The sequence below is a fragment of the Leptolyngbya sp. 'hensonii' genome (genome assembly GCF_001939115.1).
Taxonomy (GTDB): Bacteria; Cyanobacteriota; Cyanobacteriia.
Genome location: NZ_MQTZ01000007.1, coordinates 23,733 through 43,462, shown reverse-complemented (window position 1 = coordinate 43,462; position 19,730 = coordinate 23,733). Strand labels below are relative to the sequence as shown.

General features: G+C 50.6%; 20 protein-coding genes. 7 read left to right on the top strand and 13 right to left on the bottom strand.

The features are described from left to right. Window positions 1-12: 12 nt before the first annotated feature. The 3 genes from BST81_RS03185 to BST81_RS28690 all read left to right on the top strand — a co-directional run bounded on the left by BST81_RS03185 (window position 13) and on the right by BST81_RS28690 (window position 1,527). On the top strand, window positions 13-411 hold the full coding sequence (locus BST81_RS03185; RefSeq protein WP_075597106.1) for a transposase: 399 nt from the start codon (window positions 13-15) through the stop codon (window positions 409-411). A 162-nt stretch (window positions 412-573) separates the two neighbouring features. Then, complete coding sequence (locus tag BST81_RS28695; RefSeq protein WP_253188066.1) at window positions 574-1,131, top strand: hypothetical protein; 558 nt, start codon at window positions 574-576, stop codon at window positions 1,129-1,131. Between the two features lie 9 nt (window positions 1,132-1,140). Next, entirely contained in the window at window positions 1,141-1,527 is a 387-nt protein-coding gene (locus BST81_RS28690) for a DUF4351 domain-containing protein (protein ID WP_253188065.1), read from the top strand. Window positions 1,528-1,880: 353 nt separating this feature from the next. Here the strand turns inward: BST81_RS28690 and BST81_RS03175 are convergent, their stop codons facing one another. Together BST81_RS03175 and BST81_RS03170 are read right to left on the bottom strand one after the other, a co-directional pair. Next, complete coding sequence (locus BST81_RS03175) at window positions 1,881-2,300, bottom strand: hypothetical protein (RefSeq protein ID WP_075597101.1); 420 nt, start codon at window positions 2,298-2,300, stop codon at window positions 1,881-1,883. A 1,072-nt stretch (window positions 2,301-3,372) separates the two neighbouring features. Then, a complete protein-coding gene (locus tag BST81_RS03170) occupies window positions 3,373-4,281 on the bottom strand; it encodes an XDD3 family exosortase-dependent surface protein (RefSeq protein ID WP_171974651.1) in 909 nt (302 codons plus the stop codon). Window positions 4,282-4,562: 281 nt separating this feature from the next. Here BST81_RS03170 and BST81_RS03165 point away from each other — a divergent pair, with 281 nt between their 5' ends. Both BST81_RS03165 and BST81_RS03160 read left to right on the top strand, forming a co-directional pair. Then, on the top strand, window positions 4,563-6,071 hold the full coding sequence (locus BST81_RS03165) for an ATP-binding protein (protein WP_075597099.1): 1,509 nt from the start codon (window positions 4,563-4,565) through the stop codon (window positions 6,069-6,071). Beyond that, the gene (locus BST81_RS03160) at window positions 6,068-7,570 is read left to right on the top strand and encodes a tetratricopeptide repeat protein (RefSeq protein ID WP_075597098.1); all 1,503 of its coding nucleotides are present in this window, start codon (window positions 6,068-6,070) and stop codon (window positions 7,568-7,570) included. The genes BST81_RS03165 and BST81_RS03160 overlap by 4 nt, the downstream gene beginning before the upstream one ends. 23 nt (window positions 7,571-7,593) lie before the next feature. Here BST81_RS03160 and BST81_RS03155 read toward each other — a convergent pair whose 3' ends face one another. The 3 genes from BST81_RS03155 to rpsF all read right to left on the bottom strand — a co-directional run bounded on the left by BST81_RS03155 (window position 7,594) and on the right by rpsF (window position 9,553). Next, entirely contained in the window at window positions 7,594-8,235 is a 642-nt protein-coding gene (locus BST81_RS03155; RefSeq protein ID WP_075597097.1) for a DedA family protein, read from the bottom strand. A 208-nt stretch (window positions 8,236-8,443) separates the two neighbouring features. Then, complete coding sequence (locus tag BST81_RS03150) at window positions 8,444-8,989, bottom strand: Npun_F5560 family protein (RefSeq protein ID WP_075597096.1); 546 nt, start codon at window positions 8,987-8,989, stop codon at window positions 8,444-8,446. A 234-nt stretch (window positions 8,990-9,223) separates the two neighbouring features. After that, window positions 9,224-9,553: a 30S ribosomal protein S6 gene (gene rpsF, locus BST81_RS03145; protein ID WP_075597095.1), complete on the bottom strand. Its 330-nt coding sequence runs from the start codon at window positions 9,551-9,553 to the stop codon at window positions 9,224-9,226. Window positions 9,554-9,722: 169 nt separating this feature from the next. On the opposite strand from rpsF, the gene BST81_RS03140 reads away from it, so the two are divergent. Further along, window positions 9,723-10,496: a fumarylacetoacetate hydrolase family protein gene (locus tag BST81_RS03140; protein WP_075597094.1), complete on the top strand. Its 774-nt coding sequence runs from the start codon at window positions 9,723-9,725 to the stop codon at window positions 10,494-10,496. Between the two features lie 461 nt (window positions 10,497-10,957). Here BST81_RS03140 and BST81_RS03135 read toward each other — a convergent pair whose 3' ends face one another. Together BST81_RS03135 and BST81_RS03130 are read right to left on the bottom strand one after the other, a co-directional pair. Then, entirely contained in the window at window positions 10,958-11,437 is a 480-nt protein-coding gene (locus tag BST81_RS03135) for a Tic20 family protein (protein ID WP_075597093.1), read from the bottom strand. Between the two features lie 98 nt (window positions 11,438-11,535). Further along, window positions 11,536-11,733, bottom strand: a complete 198-nt coding sequence (locus BST81_RS03130; RefSeq protein WP_075597092.1) for a hypothetical protein — start codon at window positions 11,731-11,733, stop codon at window positions 11,536-11,538. A 119-nt stretch (window positions 11,734-11,852) separates the two neighbouring features. Between BST81_RS03130 and BST81_RS03125 the strand changes: the two genes are divergently transcribed. Beyond that, the gene (locus BST81_RS03125; protein WP_253188064.1) at window positions 11,853-13,190 is read left to right on the top strand and encodes a folylpolyglutamate synthase/dihydrofolate synthase family protein; all 1,338 of its coding nucleotides are present in this window, start codon (window positions 11,853-11,855) and stop codon (window positions 13,188-13,190) included. Window positions 13,191-13,226: 36 nt separating this feature from the next. Here BST81_RS03125 and BST81_RS03120 read toward each other — a convergent pair whose 3' ends face one another. The 6 genes from BST81_RS03120 to BST81_RS03095 are packed head-to-tail and all read right to left on the bottom strand — an operon-like array spanning window position 13,227 to window position 19,109. Then, on the bottom strand, window positions 13,227-14,744 hold the full coding sequence (locus BST81_RS03120; protein ID WP_075597091.1) for a GMC family oxidoreductase: 1,518 nt from the start codon (window positions 14,742-14,744) through the stop codon (window positions 13,227-13,229). Between the two features lie 34 nt (window positions 14,745-14,778). Next, entirely contained in the window at window positions 14,779-15,393 is a 615-nt protein-coding gene (locus BST81_RS03115; RefSeq protein ID WP_075597090.1) for a heme-copper oxidase subunit III, read from the bottom strand. After that, window positions 15,390-17,069 carry a cytochrome c oxidase subunit I gene (gene ctaD / locus BST81_RS03110; RefSeq protein WP_075597089.1) on the bottom strand — a complete coding sequence of 560 codons (1,680 nt, stop codon included), beginning with the start codon at window positions 17,067-17,069 and terminating at the stop codon, window positions 15,390-15,392. The genes BST81_RS03115 and ctaD overlap by 4 nt, the downstream gene beginning before the upstream one ends. Further along, window positions 17,066-17,989, bottom strand: coding sequence for a cytochrome c oxidase subunit II (locus BST81_RS03105; protein WP_075597088.1), 924 nt, complete (start codon window positions 17,987-17,989; stop codon window positions 17,066-17,068). The genes ctaD and BST81_RS03105 overlap by 4 nt, the downstream gene beginning before the upstream one ends. Continuing rightward, window positions 17,989-18,609: a DUF2231 domain-containing protein gene (locus BST81_RS03100; protein ID WP_075597087.1), complete on the bottom strand. Its 621-nt coding sequence runs from the start codon at window positions 18,607-18,609 to the stop codon at window positions 17,989-17,991. The genes BST81_RS03105 and BST81_RS03100 overlap by 1 nt, the downstream gene beginning before the upstream one ends. Further along, entirely contained in the window at window positions 18,609-19,109 is a 501-nt protein-coding gene (locus BST81_RS03095; protein ID WP_075597086.1) for a DUF2231 domain-containing protein, read from the bottom strand. The genes BST81_RS03100 and BST81_RS03095 overlap by 1 nt, the downstream gene beginning before the upstream one ends. Between the last annotated feature and the right edge of the window lie 621 nt (window positions 19,110-19,730).

Genomic DNA, 19,730 nt, shown 5'->3' with positions numbered 1-19,730 from the left:
AAACGAGTCTCGATTCTAGGGGCGATTAGTCTGCGGGAGGTCGTGACTTACTGCAATCTCATGGGGTCAACTGATGGACTGACCTTTGAAGCCTTTATTTCCCAGAAACTTGTGCCTAAGTTATGGAAAGGTGCCTGTGTCATCCTGGATAACTGCTCTATTCATCTGGGTGAAGACGTTAGAAATTTGATTGAGGATGCAGGAGCCAAGCTAATTTTCCTACCCCCTTACTCACCAGACTTTTCGCCTATCGAGAATTGCTTTTCAAAGATTAAGAGCATTCTGCGTTCGATTAAGGCACGCAGTTATCCAGAACTTGCCAAAGCTATTGATGAAGCTTTCTCCCAGGTGTCATCGAGCGACTTAAGGAACTGGTTCTCTCATTGCTGTTACTGTGCCTCACCAGCATAAAAAACGCTGTAGTTGTTTTAACTACCCAGTACTGAGATTTGCCTGCCAGTCAGTGTCGGCGACTTGAGTCACCAGGGTAATTGGACCCAGGCTTTTCCAATATTCTCATGATGCTGAAATTCTTTTGGTACAATCACACCACTGTATTTTCCTTGCTTGCCGATGGCTGTTCGTACGGACCAGGATTCTCCCTGGAAAGAGATGCTGCGCCAGTACTTTCCAGAGGCGATCGCCTTTTTCTTTCCCGAACTACATTGCCTAATTGATTGGCACAAGCCCCCTGAGTTTCTGGACAAGGAGTTTCAACAGATTGTCCCTGATACTGAAACGGGCAAGCGTTTTGCTGACCTGTTAGTGAGAGTCTGGCGTAAACGGGGTCAGGAGCTATTTCTGCTGCTGCATGTCGAGGTGCAAGCTAAACTGGAAGCCAACTTCGCCGAGCGCATGTTTGTGTATACGCTGCGGATTTTCGATCGATTTCGTCATCCAGCAGTCAGTTTAGCGATTCTCTGTGACAACCGAACGGATTGGTGGCCCGATCGTTATGAGTTCACCTATCCCAGCACTCACCTGTCATTCCAGTTTGGCATTGTGAAGCTGCTGGACTATCAGGTGAAATGGATGGAATTAGAAACCAATCAGAATACCTTTGCTACGGTGGTGATGGCTCATTTGAATGCCCAGGAGACGAAGCGCCATGCTGACTCCCGCAAGGAATAGAAGCTCAGCTTGATTCGACGGTTGCATGAAACAGGGTACGATCGGCGGGAGGTGGTGAATCTATTCAAGTTTATTGATTGGGTTATGATCTTGCCAGAGGGGTTGAAACAGGCATTCTGGATGGACTTGAAGGCATACGAGGAGGAGCGCAAGGTGCCCTACATTACCAGCGTGGAAGAGATTGGATTTGAGCGAGGTATGCAACAAGGGCGGCAGGAAGAAGCCCGATCGCTTATCCTCCGCCAACTGACCCGTCGCCTGGGAGAATTGCCCGAGCCCATCAGTGGACAGCTTGAGGCGTTATCCGTGGCTCAATTAGAGATCTTAGGAGAAGCATTGCTAGATTTCTCCCATCTCTCTAACTTAGAGGCATGGTTAGAGGGCCAGAAACAGTAGGGGATTACTGGGCACACTAACAGGAGCGTAAGGTGCCCTCCATTACTAGCGAAGCCAAAGGTCTTTCGAGAGAAACCTATTGGAATTAACTAACTCTCACCTTCGCCAGAGGAGGCTTCCCGAGTCTGACGGGTCTCCAGCCAGAAAGGCACCACAACTTACACGGGCACTCTAAATCCAAATTTGTGCATCTGCAAAAGTGACATGCTCCCAAGCGGCTGAGTGCATCCCAGTTTTGTTATAGAAGTGCGAGCGTCCCGCTCGCGAGCGAGACGCTCGCACTCCGAAAATCTTGAATCTGCAAAAGTGACATGCTCCCAAGCGGCTTCCCCTTGGGTGGGCGAATTTGCAACTTAGGAGAAGATAGAAAAGTCATTTTTAATTGCAATGACTTCGATAATATTTTGAATAACAGCTTCATTAATCTGGAACACCATAATGTAACTCTCTATAATTCGCTTTTCTGCTGTAGTCAAAGTCCCATCTACCATTGTCAAGTCAAGAAGATTGGCGATCGCCGCAATTTTCTGATCGCCATCCAAAGCATTATTGACAATCATTACACATTCATCAGTGGACTTATTTTTATATACTTTATAGGCGATTTGGAGCGATCGACTATCACCTTTTACTATCCGTTTTAACCTATCAATGGCATCAGCTTTAATAGTAGTCTTCACTGCAATAATAGTAATCGCAGCTAGCGCAATGGCACTCATTGGCGTGAGGTCTTCCTGACCACTCTCTGATAGTTGTTCAGAAAATATTTCCACAAATTTTCCTAATCTGACTCATGAGAACCCACAATTCAAGAGGTTTTACTGAGATGACTTAATATTTCACTCCATTCGTGAAAAAATGCAGGATTTTGTATATTTTCTTCAGGCGAAATTTTTATTTGATAAAGTTTAATCTGACAGAAGTGGCCTATTTTATTTTTACGTGGAAGTAAATAAAGCCACGCCTGCCTCAAAAATGTAAGAAAGTGTAAGAGAATATCAACTTAGGAATGAGTGTTAAATAACATCAGCTTTTATCCTACGTTCCGCAGGTTGACCCTCTATAAGGCTTTCAGAGATCGGTAGGCCAATCCACAAATAAAAATATCTGTTAGCCTGCGGAACGTAGGAGTAGCAATTCTCCAAATGAGGGCTTAATTCACGATGCAGCAACACCTTCAGTTTCTCAGCTTGTTTTGTGGTGATTTATAACGCTCCTAACCTGCTTTTCAAGGTTCTAGATCGAGAGCATCCCAGTTTTGCAAGGTTGCCCTCATCCCCCAGCCCCTTCTCCCTCTTTGGGAGAAGGGGAGCCAGATTCAAAGTCCCTCTCCCAGAAGGGGAGAGGGATTTAGGGAGAGGGCTACAAAAGTGGGATGCACTCTTCTAGATCGCCCTACGACTGTGCCGGTAATCGCTCCAATAAAAAATTTCCCAACGCTGGAATGATATGGGCTTGAATCTTCTGCCTGACGATCATTTCAATCCCTTCTAGCGTTTGCATGGCATCGGAGTCGTATCGTCATAGAGAATTTTGGCAATGGCTTGGAGATGGGCTTTGAGGGCTTGCTCTTGCTCTAGCTGCATGGCTTTGTTGCTGGAGTAGATTGCTCTGATTCTGACCGATACCGCCTATATTTTTCAGTACCCAGCCTCTTAAGCATTTCTGCTAATTAGAAAAGCGACATGCTCCCGCATGTCAGGGCGCATGTCGCTTTTGCAGATGCAGAACTTGAGTGGTAGCACAACAGGATAGCTGAAAGTCTGTAGATAGAGCATCATAGCCTATGAGTATAAATACTCTCTTGCAAAGGTGATATGCTCCCGACAGTTTGATTAATCTAAACTATTTAAGAGCAGGCTTAACTACACCTGTTATAAACTTTGTTGCAAGTCCAATTAGCATTAGAGCAAAACCTAGTACATTGGACGGCTCAGGAACACGAATTTTTTCAACAATACCAGCAATCACATCATTATTGCACTCTGGTCCCCAGTGGAAGATAAAAGAGCCATCAGGCAAAATAGAACTGGCAAAGCTGACTCCATAGGTGTATTGTCCAGGTCCACCCAAGCCACTTAAATCTGCTGGACTTAACCACTGAACATTATCGAGCCAGGTTCCAGAGGCAATCACATTGGGAATATGTACATTCTGATCAAAGTAAATCGTATTGGCAGGTAGGTCCCCGATCGAGGGTTGCCCTCCATTACTTTGAACATAACTGTTATACGCCTGCAAGTTTGCAGGTTTTAACCCATTTTGGGAAGCAACAGATTTAGCAGACACATCTCCCAATAAACCCAAATTAGGAGCTGCTGAATTGTTATTTGAGACAGCTCGAATTGCAAATAATTCTCCCTGAGCAGCACTCAAATTCTGGCCTGTGGTATTGATAATGATATCACCAAAGCCGATATAGCCATCACTGGCAAAAGAACTACTCACACCCTGAAAAGGGAAGTTTGTATTGAAGGCAAGGTCAATCCTTTCTTCTCTCTGTCTGTAAAATGCCTTATAGATTTCATAAACAGTCCCACCTACAGTATCACCTTGAATACTGTCATTAGGTGAATCCAATATTTCACTCCAGGTATTAAGAGTTGCAGCTTGAACTGCAGAGCCAAAACTGAGTAAACAGGCAATCACCAAAGGTGCAAGCAAAGATTTCTCTGCATGATGGAAACACTTTATAAACGTGAATTCAGTGGATTTGATTTCCATTAATATTTCTCCAGTTTCATCATATACCATAGTCAAGTCAAGAAGATTGGCGATGTCCAGATTTTTCTGGCTGCTACAACAATGCAATTCTCGGAGTATTTCAGTAAATCTGCAGTTCTTGCATGGCTTAGTATTTGATCTTTTCGACTTAAAAATATAGGTTTTTGTTGAAAATTTTCGAGTGAAGATCAAGCAAAACATTTTTGGGTTTTACTCTGAAAAACTAAAAGAATCCAAAGCTTCTCAGAAAACCAGGAATAATGTAGGAAAATGTTGAGTCAAGTTGAAGCACTTCTCTGGCATATTCCCCTATGGATGAGGTTGCTGTGCTCCACCAGATCAACCAACTGGTGAAAACAAAAACAGGTGAAGCATTAACTCCCTTGCAACGCAGGATTTTTCAATCTGCCTACCAGGGGTATACCTATGAGGAAATGCCTGGCATCTGGAGCCGGGAAGGCAACTTTAGAGTGGACTACAACACCACTTCCTTGCGGGATGAAGGGCGAAAACTTTGGGCTTTATTGTCTGATATTCTGGACATCCCGATTCGCAAGACAAGACTGGGCTTTCGAGATTCCATCTTGGAAGGATTACAGCGCCTGGATGCGCAGAAACAATCGCTTCACCACCAACCCTCAACAAACTTTTCCCCTCCCCTTGTACAGGCTGACAAAACCGACTCCGAATTTTGCTTTGAAGATGATGACGGCGAGTGTGGGGAAATCCGCTGGGTGGGGCGGCAAGCCTTGCTGGAAACAGTCAGTCAGCGATTACAGGCCGATTGTCGGATTTTGAGCCTGGAGGGGATAACAGGTATTGGCAAAACTACTCTGGCTCTGCGATTGCTGAAAGATACTTCCCTTTGGCCAGAGGGAACCTGCGGGCATAAAATTCTGCTGACCCGACAATCCCCCAGCTTTGAAACTCTGGTGCAGACCTTGCTGCCCGATCAGGATTCCCAACTCATGCCTCAAAAGGATTCAGAACAGTGGCTAAGGGCTATGATCCATGCGCTTCAAACCCGCCCCCACCTGCTGGTCCTGGACATGGTGGAAGAAATTATGCAATCGGATGCCCAGGGGCAATTTCGATTTATCGACCCGCTATACGAAGCATTTTTCATGCAGATGGCCAGTGCCAAAACCATGCCCAGTCGGATAATCTTGACTTCCCAGGATCAACCTCCCATTTGTCCTGAAGGTCGATATCCCGATCGATGGCTGCAGCAACCTGTAAGGGGCTTTACGGAAGTGGAGTCTCTGCAGTTGTTTCGGCAATGGGACATCTCCATCCAAATGGGTGACGAAACCTGTTTGAAAAAAATCATCCAGATTTATGAAGGACATCCCCTGGCTCTGCGGGTGATTATTGGTGAACTGAGATCGGCCTACCAGGGTGATGTGCAGTTGTTCTGGCAGGAGCATGGCCCTGATATTGAGGAGATGCTGCGCTTGAGGGAAACCGATCGGGGAGAGGGTTCTGCTCCCTCGCTGCCATTATATGGAACGAGTCGCAGATTAGTCGTTGAGGTCAGACGGCGAGTCGAGAAAACTTTTCTGCGTTTGCAGCGCGACCATCCGATCGCTTTTGAGTTAATTTGCCAGGGTTCTATTTTCTACAAGCCTGCAGAACGAGAACGCTGGCTCCAGCGTATCCGCCACTATCCTGCTGAGCAACAAAAACTAGCCTTTGAGGTTTTGCAACAGCGATTTTTGTTAGAAAAAGATACGTCCTATCGTCCTTATCGGTATCGTTTGCATAGCCTGATTCAAAGTGTTGCCGAGACAGAGCGACAACGCTTGGAGGAAGAACTATGACAATAGCCCTGGATAGAGAAGCGTGCTTACAGCAACTCACACCGGATGATTTAAAGGGCATCATTCTTCATCAAGGAACAGGCCGTCTGTTTTGGAAGGATGATGCAACAGGAGGTGATTTAGCGCAGCGATCGCTGACTCGTCGAGAAAAAAACCTATTGGAATTGGCCCTGGACTTTTTGCAGACTCCCACCTATGCAGAAGACAGATCCTGGCTGAACCAGTTGGAAGGCTACTGGGACGCAATCACTTACCTGGGTCAGGCCGGTTTATGGCGGCAGGTATACCAGGATGTTCTCTTGATGAAACCTGAAGCTGTTGCTCCATTTACCCTGCATGAGCAGTTACACCAACTCAACAACTTCGGCGAACAACTGCAACTCTATCAAACCCTTTTGGGACAATTAGGCCAGGACTGCGCAGGACTGAGTTTTCATGGTCTGGGTCGAGCCTACTATTACCAGGGGCAATTCCAGAAAGCGAGACAGTGTTATGAGCAGTTACTCCAGTTCTCCCTCCACCAGCAGGATGGGCAAATGGAAATTTGGGCTTTGGAAGGACTGGTACTCGTGAATTTAGGGGAGGAGCAGCGAACACTGGCTGAAAGCTATGCGCAGCAGCTTCTAGAACGAATGCGTCTTTTCAACCATCCTCATCAATTGGCCCAAGCTCTCGCCTTACTGGGCCGGTGTCACAACGCCCAAAGTAAGAAACGCAGAGGCTTCCAGCAGGCCCTATCCTCTTACCAGGAAGCACTTGCTATCCTCCAGCAGGTGGCAGATCTTCATCTGGAGGGAGATATCCTGGCAGAATTGATCGGAATCTATGCTGAACTGCGGTGCATTCAAGAGGCAAAACAGTATGTCGATCGATTCCTCATGCTGGATGAACGTCTGGAAGACGGGTACACCCGGATTCAAGGTTATGTCTTTTTAGGGCTGTTTCACACTGTGCAACAGGATTTTCAGTTAGCCCAGGAATTCTTACTGACGGCCTTAAAAATAGCTCGCAGACTGGGATTAATGGCGTTCGAAGCTTTTGCCTTGCACACCATGGGGGCAAATTATGCCCGGAGCCATGATTTCCAGTCAGCTACTCATTATTTCCTTCAGGCCCTATCTTTAATAAAACGACTGAAACAACTGGATTCGGAAGTAATTTGCCGATGTAATCTCTCCTACTGCTACAGTCGAGCAGGTCAAGCCAAATTGGCCAAAGTCCAGGCTCTGAGAGCCATTATTCAGGCTCATCGTCTCGACAATCCAATCATCACGACCTTTGGGCTGGGCGTCCTGGGCTGCGCCTACTGGTATGAGCGTAAATACCTACAGGTAATCAGCTTATTGCCAAGGATTTTCGCCACCCTTGTCCAATACGCACATTGGGATAATAGTCGTATCGCCATTGAAACGATGGTAGCCATCACGGCTGAACCCATCATTCGTTGGTTTGAAGAAGTTCGTCGGTGCTGGGGTTGGAAAATCACGCAAAATCCGTAATTGTTTAAGCAGGCTCACTTCGTTTAACCCTCACCTTCACCAGAGGAGGCTTCCCGAGTCTGACGGGTCTCCAGCCAGAAAGGCACCACAATCACCCCGATCGCGATCGCCAGCGCCAGAACCGCAAACTGGCTGACCCAGGTAATCAACTGTTCCAGGGAGATGAGCCGACCAGCAAAGAAGGCTAGGGTAACCATGATAGAAGCCCAGGCCAACGCTCCGGTCAGGTTGTAAAGGGTAAAGCGAAGATAGGGCATGCCCGCAATACCAGCCAGGGGACTGGCAAAGATCCGCAACAGGGCGATGAAGCGACCGACAAATACGGTGCGACCGGCATTGCGACTGAATTTCTCCCGCAGGTCTATCAATTGTGTTTCCCGGAAACGGAACACCTGACCGATCCGGACCAGCAGAGGCCATCCACCTAGGCGGCCAATCCAGTAGCCAAAATTCCCGCCCAGGGCAGCTCCGGCAGCAGCACTTCCCCAGACAAACCAGTAATCGAGTTGACCACTCCCGGCCAGAAATCCACCCGCTAGGGTAATGGTTTCTCCTGGCAACGGTAAGCCCAAGTTTTCCAGCAAAATACCAGCAAACACAGCCCAGTACCCGTAATCCTGAGCAATCTGCTCAACGGTTTCAGCTGTCAGGAACTCAAGCGCCATGGTGTTTGACTTAATAAAAGTTCATCCCTCTTCCCATCTTGGCGCGACAGGGAATCTCTGTCAATTTATCTGCGGCCCAATGACAACAGGTAGAACCCCCTGACCCGAACCGATCGAAGCGCCGGAGATCACGCCCTGTTGTGATATGGGATTCAGACACTGCAAGACCTTGCAAACATCCACGGGCTGGCCTGTTTAGCCCTTCTCTTCAGGTGCCAAAATTAGGCAGAATTGGCTCCCCCGATCGAGGGAAGTTGGGCAGGTCTACCCGGCTGACATGACGACTCCGCACGGCCAGACGATAGCTGACACTCTGCAATTCGGAATGGAGCCGACGATTCTCCTGTTGCAACAGGGCCACCTTTTGCTTAACGGGGGCCATCCGTTCGGCAAATTTCTGTTTGTAGACCCTGGGTAATTCCTGCACAACCTGTTCCAGCATCCGAGAGCGATCGGTCAGTTCCTGGACCGACTGACGAAGCTGGTAGATTTCCGTATCCCGACTGGTGATCTGTTCCTGATAAAAAGCGACCTGCTGTTCCACCCCCTGCAATTGCTCCCTCAAAACCCGCAGTTCCTCGGCGTGGCTTTCAGAAAGGGCTGGCTCAGGCATAAAGGCCGTATTGCCCTTAACCAAGCGAAACAACTCCTGAGAGAGTTGCTGCACCAGTTGATCGCGGACTTGCAATTCTTCTCGTAAACGAAAGACCTCGGCTTGTAACGCCTGGAGGGTTGGGTTGTCGGTTCGAGTCACGTTGTTTGAACTCCCATAAGGTTTTCGGGCCAGCAACAGGAAGGTCGAAGGATGTCGAATTTTCCGCTATATCGCTGTAGCCGCTAATGTACCATCTGAATTTGCAATTGACACCTGCTTGAACCCTTCTTTCGAACCTTCAATTGCAACAATTCATAAATCCCTTTAAAACCGTGGGAGGGACGTTACCTACAACGTCCCTCCAGGTTCTGAATCCATGCTTGCGGCTTGGATCTATTCTTCAGCCGAGATCGGCTCCTCTTCTGCAGGAATTTCTTGCTTGACTGTCAAATACCGAATCACTTCCTCGCTCAGGCGCATTGCTCGCTCCATCGCAGCAATCACCTTACCTTCACCCTTAAAATTCATTTGCACATAAATGCCTTCCCGATGTTTCTTCAACTCGTAGGCCAGCCGCCGTTTGCCCCGATGTTGAGTTTCCAGGAGTTCAGAACCCTGCTCTCGCAGCAAAGTTTGATACTTGGTGATCGCCTGATCCACCTGCTCTTCGCTCAGGTCTGGACGCAGGATATACATGGTCTCGTACATAAACGTAGTCGTCATCGAAGTCTCCTTATGGACTAAATGGCCTCATGGTGTTCATGGGGCAAGAAGCACAGAATTTCCATTATAGACCACTTTGTTCCATTCTCTCTGGCTTGCTCTGACTCTCAAGCCGCTTTATCCTAGCCATAGCAAATCGCACATTTTTAGAGGTAAGTAGGCTATTGCTATGGCTCAGCGTTATGTTCGAGTGCAGACGCTTCAGGGTGAGGTTTACTATGGTCTACTGCAACTCAGTCGGAGCATTCAAGTTCTGGATGCCCCACCCTGGTTGAAAGGCCAGCCGACGGGGTTAGAGATAGAACCGGAACAATATCGCTTGTTGGCTCCCTGTTCACCCTCTAAAATTGTCGCCATCGGTCGGAACTATAAGGCTCATGCCGCAGAATTGGGCCATGATCTCCCCTCGGAACCCTTACTCTTTCTCAAGCCCCCAACAGCAGTCATTGCGACAGGGTCAGAGATCATTTATCCTCCCCAGTCTGAGCGGGTGGATTATGAGGGAGAGCTGGCTCTGGTGATTGGGGAAGCCTGTACGGATTGCCCCCCGGAGGAAACCCACAGCAAGATCTGGGGGTATACGATCGCCAATGATGTGACCGCCAGGGATCTGCAACGGCGGGATGGACAGTGGACTCGGGCTAAGGGCTTCAACACCTTTTGTCCCCTGGGTCCATGGATTGTGCGGGAACTGGCTCCTGCCGCCCAGCTTCAGACCTATCTGAATGATGGGGAAGAACCAGTCCAGTCTGCTGCGATCGACCAGATGGTGTTCCCTCCCGATATGCTGGTCTCTTACATCAGCCAGGTGATGACCCTGCTGCCAGGAGATGTGATTCTCACGGGCACCCCAGAAGGGGTGGGTCCCCTAGCGGTGGGCGATCGGATCCGGATCGAGATTGAAGGAATTGGCTGCTTGGAAAATACCGTGATTAGCCGATAGCCGCCATTCTGAAGGGAGTTCGTTCCTTGCCTCACCCTAAGTCCTTTCCCTCTAGAAGAGGGCTTTGGGGTGAGGGCAGCCATGGCCACAACCCAGGCAAATGACCCACTTCTATGACAAGTTTGAGCGGTTGGTTTTGTGTTTCAGGGGGCCAGCCCCCCGCAATCCCCGCTGGAGGACACCGCACGTCCTCCAGACCTCCTCCGCGAAAAGGTCTGAGGCTAACAGCTCACCTAGATGCTGATGCCCCTGGCACAGATGGTCTGATGGGAGTGCTGGGGTTGAGTCGGGGATCTTACCGCTCGTGGCCCCAGCAAATCCGCTTGAATGGGTTACACAACCAGCGCATTCTTGGAATCGGCTCAGCCCACCAGACCGATCCCGGCATCTGCGAAATCCGTATACACCGTAAGGGACGCATCCCATCAGGGTTCATCCAGGCACAGGCGAAGCTTGAGGGATTATCTGACCTGCATGTGAACGGCATCCGAAATCGGTGGGATCTCTGCATACCGGCCCAGTACAGTCTGGAAGATGGAGTAGCCGATCGCCGCCAGGTTGCCGAGAAACACCACGCTAAACAGGGTCTGGGTCACAAATCCCCCTGCAAACACGGGCCGCAAAATCCACTGGGCAATGTAAAGGCAGAGAATCAGAATGATATCGAACAGGATCGCTTGCATGGTGTTGAAGCGAATAAAATGGCTGATGCCCTCGTTGCGGACCACCAGGAGAAACAGGGCAAAAAAGACGACCAACCCAGCAAAGGGAATACTGCCATAAAGTTGAATCAGAGGCAGGAGGGGCAGGAAAATAATGCCCAAAACCGGAAATTGCTGCACGAGAAAGGTACCAAAAACCAATCCCTCAATCAGGGGAAGCAAGTAGGGGAGACAGGCAAAAAACCGATCTTGAGGGGTTGAGGATCCACGCCAGGTCATGCCTTCTCTCCTAAATAAAATGACAGGATGAATAATATACCCTAGTTTAAATTGTCCTGGAAGATTCGTCCTGCGTAGTGGCCATTGATTACCCTGGCTCAGTCAATCCGAGCAATCCGGAACCCCATCTGACATTCATATTGTTCGGGCAGGTTCTCCTGACGCCCATGGAGGGCATGACCGCACCAGAGCCGCCCCTGGTGCCAGCGAGGATGGCCCGTCCGATCGGCCAACAGGCAGGTTTGACAAACTCGCTCAGGAGGAATGAGCTGATCACTCGTTAAAATAACTAACATCGTTGACCTCCCTGAGACTCAGGCTCTACCTTTATTTTAGTTTTGGATAGAGACAGAGTCTGCAAACTCATACACACTTTAAAAACCGCTGATACATCCCTTAAAGATTTAGGAAGCAAGTGTATACCCTGACAGATGTTGACACCTGGTTAGGTCGCTTTGCCCAGTTTGGGGTTGAACTGGGTCTGGAACGGATTGAGCACCTGCTGGCTGCCCTGGGAAATCCCCATAGAGAGGTGCCAGTGATTCATGTTGCGGGCACCAATGGGAAGGGGTCCGTTTGCGCCTACCTGTCCGCTATCCTGACTCAGGCTGGTTATCGGGTTGGTCGCTACACCTCTCCCCATCTGGTGGACTGGTATGAGCGCATCTGTCTGAATGAGAAACCGATTGGGGCCAAACAACTGTTTCCCCTGCTGGCGCAAGTTGAAGCAGCCATTGACCCAGACAGTCCATCTCCCACCCAGTTTGAGGTAATCACGGCAGCAGCCTGGCTTTACTTTGCCCAGCGCCATGTGGATGTGGCGGTGATGGAAGTCGGTCTGGGGGGACGGTTGGATGCAACCAATGTGTGCGATCGGCCTCTGGTCAGTATCATTACCTCGATCGGCTGGGATCATTGGCAGCGCCTGGGTTCCACCCTGGGTGAAATAGCCGCAGAGAAAGCCGGGATTCTAAAGCCCGGCTGTCCAGCCGTGGTTGGCTCTTTGCCCCCGGAGGCAGAAACGGTGATTCGTCAGCGCATTGATGCGCTGGCTTGCCCCGCAACCTGGCCGGAAGCAGCCGTGGAAATGGGCCGCTGGGAGAAGGAAATCCAGCGGCTCGAAAGTACGGATGTCGCCTGGGACAAAACCCTGCCGATCGCAGAATTTCACGGTATCCAGTATCCCTTGCCCCTGCATGGCAAGGTGCAGTTGATGAACTCGGCCCTGGCAATTTCTGCCCTGCTGATCCTGCGGAATCAGGGATGGGATATTCCCAACCACGACATTGCAGATGGCATGGCCAAAGCCCACTGGCCCGGTCGGCTGGAATACAACACCTGGCATCAGCATCCCCTGTTGATCGATGGGGCACATAACCGCCCCTCCGCTACAGTTCTGCGCGAGTTTATTGATAGCCGGATGTTGGTGGGACAGCCAGTGCGCTGGGTGATGGGGATGCTATCCACGAAAGACCATGCCGGAATTTTAGAGGAATTACTCCGTCCCGGAGATGCCCTGTACCTGGTCCCTGTTCCCGATCACAGTTCTGCCGATCTGAGCGAGCTGGTCACCCTGGCCCATGAGGTCTGCCCCACCCTGAGCCACTGTCAGGCTTATCCGGATTTGAATGCCGGATTGACAGCCGCCTGCGATCGCCCGAATGCGCGCTCTTTCCAACAGCATCCTGTGGTTCTCTGTGGCTCTCTCTATTTAATTGGCAGTTTCTTGCGCCAACAGCGGGCCAGTGCATAGGGAGGCCGGTTGCAAGCCCCCCTGAATCGCAGGTCTTCAAGCCCCCAAGCGATCAAGGAGATGGTCCCCCACCCGCAGCGCATTGGCCATAATGGTCAGCGCCGGACTGACCGCTGCATGAGAAGGAAAGAAACTCCCATCCACGACATACAGATTGTCCACCGCGTGGGTGCGGCAGAAAGGATCCAGAACGGATGTGGCCGGATCGGGACCAAAGCGACAGGTGCCACATTGGTTAGCCACCACTTGGATCGGAACTTCCCCATTGGGATGAAGGCCGCTCCGCTGCAAAACAGATTGTTTCATGTTTTTCTCGACCCCTTTCAGCACCTCGATCCAGCGATAAACCAGCCGATCGTGGGCTTCCGTATTGTTAGGGGTGTAATTCAGGTACAACTTATTTTTTTCCACCCACACCCGGTTATTGGGATCGGGCAAGTCTTCCGTTTGGACCCACCAGCCGATCGAATGGGTGGCCAATTGCTTCAGCCCAAAACCGGGCATCACCTTGGCCAACACAGAGAGTACCGGCGGTGATTCGGCAAAGATAATATCTTGCAACAATCCCCCGGTATTTTGGATATGGCCCATGGGGTAAGGAAAATCTTTTTCACCCCAATAGAAATCATTGACGCTGACACTGCGTTGAAACTGACCCGAATTGGGGGCACTGAGCTGCACCACCGAGGAAATCCGATGCTTCATCAGATTGCGCCCAACCAGCCCAGACTGATTGGCCAGCCCATTGGGACAGGTATCGTTCCCCGATCGCAGCAGCAGGGCCGCCGAGTTAATCGCCCCACAGGCCAGCACGACAATATCCCCGAAAAACAGATGGGATTTGCCATCCACTTCAGCCTCCACCGCTTTCACCTCCCGTCCAGACGGATTGGTGTGCAGACAAACCACCTGCGTCTGGGTTTTCAGGGTGACGTTGGAATATTTCAAAGCCGGAGCAATCCCACTCACTTCCGCATCATTGGTGGGGTCATCCTCCTGGCGGGTCAGTCCCACAGGTAAGGGGGTTGGATGTAGACCCTGCTGGGCGATCGCAGATACCACCTCCTGCACCTGGGCCTCATGCTCCACGGCTGGGTAGGGGTAGTCAGCACTATGGGGGGGCTCTGTGGGATCGGCAGTTGCCTGCCCATGGACCTTGTACAGGTGTTCAGCCTCGGTGTAGTAAGGCTCAAAGTCGTTATAGGTGAGACACCATTCCGGCGAAACCCCCTCTTGATGGGGCACAGACGCAAAATCTCGTTCGCGCATGCGCATTAAGACTGCGCCATAAATTTTGGTATTGCCCCCAATCGCATAATTGGTCTGGGGATAAAAAGGCTCTCCATTGTGGTCATACCACTGCTCTGAGGCGTGATACCGCTCTTTCTTAAACACATCGACATTGCTACGATTTTGCTCCTCCAGGGGCATGAAATCCCCCCGCTCCAGAATCAAAATCTTTTTCCCACTGGGGGCCAGTTTATAGGCCAGGGTTCCCCCGCCTGCCCCCGTGCCAATGATGATGAGGTCGTAGCGATCGTCGTCGATGATCATGATGTCAGCTCCTCTCTGGAAGACATGAAGGGGGTCACTGCCAGATATAAATCAAGATGAACAGGATAATCCAGATGACATCCACAAAGTGCCAGAACAGGGATGTTGCTTCCACTCCCACCTGACCAGCGTCATAGTTACCGGGGAGAAACGATCGGATCAACATAATGGCCTGCAGAAGAATGCCTGTCAGCACATGCAAGCCGTGAAATCCCGTCAGCAAGTAGAAAGTGCCACCGAAAACACCAGAGGTAAACCCAAACTTAAGACTCTGCCATTCCACCGCCTGCCCGTACAGGAAGTAACTCCCCATGGCCATGGTGGTCAGCCAGAACAGGCGGAAGCCCCAGAGTTGATTTCGGTGGAGAAAGCGCTCCGCAATGTAAATGACAAAACTACTGGAGACCAGCACGACGGTATTAATCGCAGGATCGCGGATGTCCAACCCAGAAATTCCTGCGGGCAACCAATCGGGTGTCGTGGTTTTGTAGACGATATAGCCTGCAAAGAAGCTGAGAAAGATGACGCTCTCGGATAGAAGAAAGACGATAAAGCCAAACAGGCTATTTCCGGCCTCCTCCAGGTGATGATCTGCCCCATGACCAGGCGCATGGGCATCCAGGGAGGGATCAAAATTCGCGCTGCTCATGAGCTGGCCTCCAGGGAATGAACATCTGTGGCAATTAAGGGCTCCTGCTTGCCGTAGCCGTAGGGTTCCGCTACAACCACAGGAATCTCTTCAAAGTTCTCAACCGGGGGGGGGGAGGAAACGAGCCATTCCAGCCCGATCGCCCGCCAGGGATTCCCTGGAGCTGGTTTACCCTGTACCCAAGAGCCGATCATATTCAAAATAAACGGTAGGGTAGACATGCCCAGAAGGAATGCCCCCAGGCTGGCCAGCACATTCCAGAAGGCAAACTCTGGATCATAGGAAGCCACCCGCCGAGGCATGCCCTGCAGCCCCAGGGGATGCATGGGGAAGAAATTGAGGTTCGTCCCAATCAAGGTGAGGACAAAGTGCAGCTTACCCAGGCCCTCGGAGTACATGCGCCCAGTCATTTTGGGGAACCAGTGGTAGAAGGCAGCATAGACCCCCATGACCACTGCCCCATAGATGACATAGTGAAAATGCCCAACGACAAAGTAGGTATTGTTCACATGAATATCAATGGGAACTGAGGCCAACATAATGCCCGTAATTCCGGCAAAAACAAACATGACCATGCCCCCGAGCCCAAAGAGCATGGGGGTATCCAGCCGTAATTTCCCCCCCCAAATCGTGGCCACCCAGGCAAAGACCTTAATTCCGGTGGGCACCGAAATCAACATGGTGGAAAACATAAACAGCATCCGCATCCAGCCAGGGGTACCGCTGGCAAACATGTGATGCACCCACACCAGACCACTCAGGCCCGTGATCACAAGCGATGAGATCGCCACTACTTTGTAGCCAAAGAGGGGCTTACGGGCATAAACAGGGAAAATTTCCGAAAAAATGCCAAATACCGGCAGAATGATCACATAAACTGCCGGGTGGGAGTAAAACCAGAAAAAGTGCTGAAACAGCACCGGGTCGCCCCCCTTGGCCGGATCAAAGAAACTGGTGCCGACCGTAATATCCAACAGCAGCATGACCGCTCCGGCAGTCAGGGCGGGCAGGCCGAACAGTTGAATTATCTGGGCACTCAGCACCGTCCAGACAAAGACGGGCATCCGGAACCAGGTCATGCCGGGGGCGCGCATGCGGACGATCGTCGTCACAAAATTGATGGCCCCCATAATAGACGACACACCAGAAATGGCCACCGCCAAAATCCACAACACCTGTCCCGTAATCAGGTTGCCGGTGGGATTTTGCAAACTGACCGGAGGATAGGCCCACCAACCCGACTGGGATGGCCCACCAGGGACTAGGAAACTCGCCATCAGGATGACCCCAAACACGGGCACCATCCAGAAGGCCGCCGCATTCAATCGGGGAAAGGCCATATCCCGCGCCCCGATCATTAGGGGGACCAGATAGTTGCTCAACCCAACCAGCACCGGAAAGGTCCAGAGGAACAACATCACGGTTCCATGCATGGTGAACATGGCATTGTAGACGGGCCGATCGAGCAAATCGGCTTCTGGCGTAATTAGTTCGCCCCGGATAATCATGGCAAAGATACCCCCCACCAAAAAGAAGAAAAAGGAGGTGACGATGTATTGAATGCCAATGACTTTGTGATCCGTGCTGAAGCTGAAGAAGCGTTTCCAGTTGTCCGGCGCGTCGGGAAGCGGTTGCTCAGTCTGAGCCGGGATCACTTCCAGAGAAGAGTCAGTCATACGGGTTTGTCCTTTGCACTGGAATCTTGGGCAGAATAGTTAACGATCGGGGGCGGAGCCGGGATGACCGTTTTCCAGCCTGGATTAATGGCTGCTTTGGTGGTCCGATTGTATTCCTCAAAAGCTGGATTAGCTGCTGCAGTTGGCGTTTGGGCTGCTGCTGCGGTCAACCATTGATGATAGGCTGCTGGGGACTCCACCACCACATCAGCTTGCATGGCCGCAAAGTAAGTCCCACTATATTGGGAGTCACGCAGCCGATAGGTTCCCTCCCGAATTGGGGTGAACTCAAAATCAATCACTCGTCCAGGAATGATGTCCTGCTTCACCCGAAAGGCCGGTACAAAGAACCCATGCAACACATCTGCCGATTGCAGCACCAGCTTTACCCGGCGGTTATTGGGCAAGTGCAGTTCGGTGCTGGTGACCTGCTGCTCTGGATAGTAAAACTCCCAAGCCCACTGACGCGATCGCACCTCAATCCGCTCCACCGACTGGTCTGCGGATGAGAGCGGCGCGGCCTCAGCCGTTGCCATCCCCATGTGAACATGTTCCATGGGACCGAGAATCGACATTTGGTCATAAATCTGGTAGCTGTAGCCTGCAATCCAGATCACCAGTACGATCGGGATGGCCGTCCATACCACTTCTAGGGTGATGTTCCCCTCGATCGGGGGACCATCGCTGAAGTCATACCGACCGACCCGCTGGAACAAGACGGCATAGGTGAGTGCCCCTACCACCCCCAGGAAGATAAATGTGCCCAGGGTCACCAAAAAGCTGAACAGGTCATCAACCAGTTGGGCCTCGGCTGCTGCCTGCGGGGGAAACCAAGTATAGGCTTGCTGGCCCATCCACAAGCTGATCAGAGCCAGGACGATCGTGACCCCACCCAGGGTCAACAGGGTTTTCCGGTTCATCACAATCCCCCCAGGGCTTGCAGTACCTGATTGGGGTCTTGGCCCGATCGCAACAGATGAATAGCCGTATTGTGGACTCCGAATTCTGCTGCCAACTGCGCTCCCAGGGTGCCATGAACATACATCAGCGCCATAATGCCAATGCCTACGAGCAGATAGCTCCATTGCACCTGACGACTGGTATCACTGAACCAGACGTAGCGCTGAAACCCGCGCCACACAGCCATCCCCACAATAAAGAGCAGCAGGAAAACCCCGCCCACCCCATGCCAGAGCAGGGTGGACATAGCCTGCAACCCCCAGGCACTGGTCACATCCGCTGGGGGATGGGCCAGCATGATTTCGTAAAACCCGGCTGCTACCGTCAAAAAGGTAATCACAGCCGCCGCCAGCATGTTGTACCAGCCCACATCAAAGAAGTTGGAACGGGCCGCTGGAATGGCGAGAAACTTAAAGATGGGCCGCTCCAGGGGAAACAAGACGCCGACAACGTCAAAGGCGATCGCGATAATAAACAACCCAAGGGTCAAATGAACCAGGTTAGGATGGATCGGAATGGCGTAGGGCAGACCATTTTCACCCAATTGAGACCCCAACTGACGAATCAAGTCATCCCCCATCACAGCACTCCTTCTTTCAACGCTTCCACCACCGGTACGGTATGCAGCCCATAGACCCAAACCAACTCATCCCCCAGATAGACCTGGAAGCACACCAGAACCGTTAGCACCACGCCAACGACGATAAAACCGATCGGCAGGGTTTTTGGATCCCGCAACCGCAGCACGTAACGCCAGGCCGTTATGGCGGCAATGATGCCAGACAGGGACCAGCCCAGGATGGTATGCAAATTGAGAGTGGACTCAGAGGCTGGATAGGCAAGGGCTAAACCAGCCTCAATCTGACCAAACATGACGGCGACAAAGATCGAAATAGTGGCAAAAAAAAGGTTCCACCAACTGACTTCATACAGCTTGGAATTGCGACTGAAGTACCCTACTCCATCACAAAACACTGCAAATAACACCATGGCGATCACGAAGTGAACGACGATCGGATGGATGGTGTCAGGATAGGGCAAGTTATGGTCATTCAAGGGGGGCAGGAGATTTTCAAGCATTGTGCTCTCCTATACCAATGACAGCATATTCAAACCAAACATTGGCATCCTTTTATGGCGGATATTCAGTAATTTGTTCCCCCTCAGGATATCGAACAATCTTTGCTTTTTCTAGGAAAATTATAGTTTTATTAATAATGTCCTGGAGTATTCGATGCTTTTTCTAGGAAAATTATAGTTTTATTAATAATGTCCTGGAGTATTCGATTGAACAGGTCGTTATGATTAGAAATATTTCTCTAATACCCCAAGTGGTTCGTGGCATGGGTTAATCCGCTGATGTAGACACAAAAGATCAATGTCATCAGCAGCAAGATCCAGAACAGTTGCTTTTGAGTCACTGTTTTGCTACGCATATTGCCTTGCTCATAGAAATGAAGGGAGGACCAATGAATTAGAAGGGAATAATCTCAAATTGGGACAGAACTTCATCCCTTCTAAACCTGCCTTTATTCGGGATTTTCCTGGCTAGATTTACCAATTAATCTTGTTTGTCTTTGAATTAAATAACTGACTGACTGGGTTCATTAAAATAAAGATTAAATATTTACGAATCAATGAGTAAAAACTTTTTGTATCATTTTTTTATCTGGGAAATAGGTCTTTCTGTCTTGGGATCTC

What these genes read in the sequence shown, in the direction of transcription:
- BST81_RS28695 (WP_253188066.1), top strand. Translation starts at nt 574, where the DNA reads ATGGCTGTTCGTACGGACCAGGATTCTCCCTGGAAAGAGATGCTGCGC.
- BST81_RS03170 (WP_171974651.1), bottom strand. Translation starts at nt 4,281, where the DNA reads ATGGTATATGATGAAACTGGAGAAATATTAATGGAAATCAAATCCACT.
- BST81_RS03165 (WP_075597099.1), top strand. Translation starts at nt 4,563, where the DNA reads ATGGATGAGGTTGCTGTGCTCCACCAGATCAACCAACTGGTGAAAACA.
- BST81_RS03160 (WP_075597098.1), top strand. Translation starts at nt 6,068, where the DNA reads ATGACAATAGCCCTGGATAGAGAAGCGTGCTTACAGCAACTCACACCG.
- BST81_RS03155 (WP_075597097.1), bottom strand. Translation starts at nt 8,235, where the DNA reads ATGGCGCTTGAGTTCCTGACAGCTGAAACCGTTGAGCAGATTGCTCAG.
- rpsF (WP_075597095.1), bottom strand. Translation starts at nt 9,553, where the DNA reads ATGACGACTACGTTTATGTACGAGACCATGTATATCCTGCGTCCAGAC.
- BST81_RS03140 (WP_075597094.1), top strand. Translation starts at nt 9,723, where the DNA reads ATGGCTCAGCGTTATGTTCGAGTGCAGACGCTTCAGGGTGAGGTTTAC.
- BST81_RS03135 (WP_075597093.1), bottom strand. Translation starts at nt 11,437, where the DNA reads ATGACCTGGCGTGGATCCTCAACCCCTCAAGATCGGTTTTTTGCCTGT.
- BST81_RS03130 (WP_075597092.1), bottom strand. Translation starts at nt 11,733, where the DNA reads ATGTTAGTTATTTTAACGAGTGATCAGCTCATTCCTCCTGAGCGAGTT.
- BST81_RS03120 (WP_075597091.1), bottom strand. Translation starts at nt 14,744, where the DNA reads ATGATCATCGACGACGATCGCTACGACCTCATCATCATTGGCACGGGG.
- BST81_RS03115 (WP_075597090.1), bottom strand. Translation starts at nt 15,393, where the DNA reads ATGAGCAGCGCGAATTTTGATCCCTCCCTGGATGCCCATGCGCCTGGT.
- ctaD (WP_075597089.1), bottom strand. Translation starts at nt 17,069, where the DNA reads ATGACTGACTCTTCTCTGGAAGTGATCCCGGCTCAGACTGAGCAACCG.
- BST81_RS03105 (WP_075597088.1), bottom strand. Translation starts at nt 17,989, where the DNA reads ATGAACCGGAAAACCCTGTTGACCCTGGGTGGGGTCACGATCGTCCTG.
- BST81_RS03100 (WP_075597087.1), bottom strand. Translation starts at nt 18,609, where the DNA reads ATGGGGGATGACTTGATTCGTCAGTTGGGGTCTCAATTGGGTGAAAAT.
- BST81_RS03095 (WP_075597086.1), bottom strand. Translation starts at nt 19,109, where the DNA reads ATGCTTGAAAATCTCCTGCCCCCCTTGAATGACCATAACTTGCCCTAT.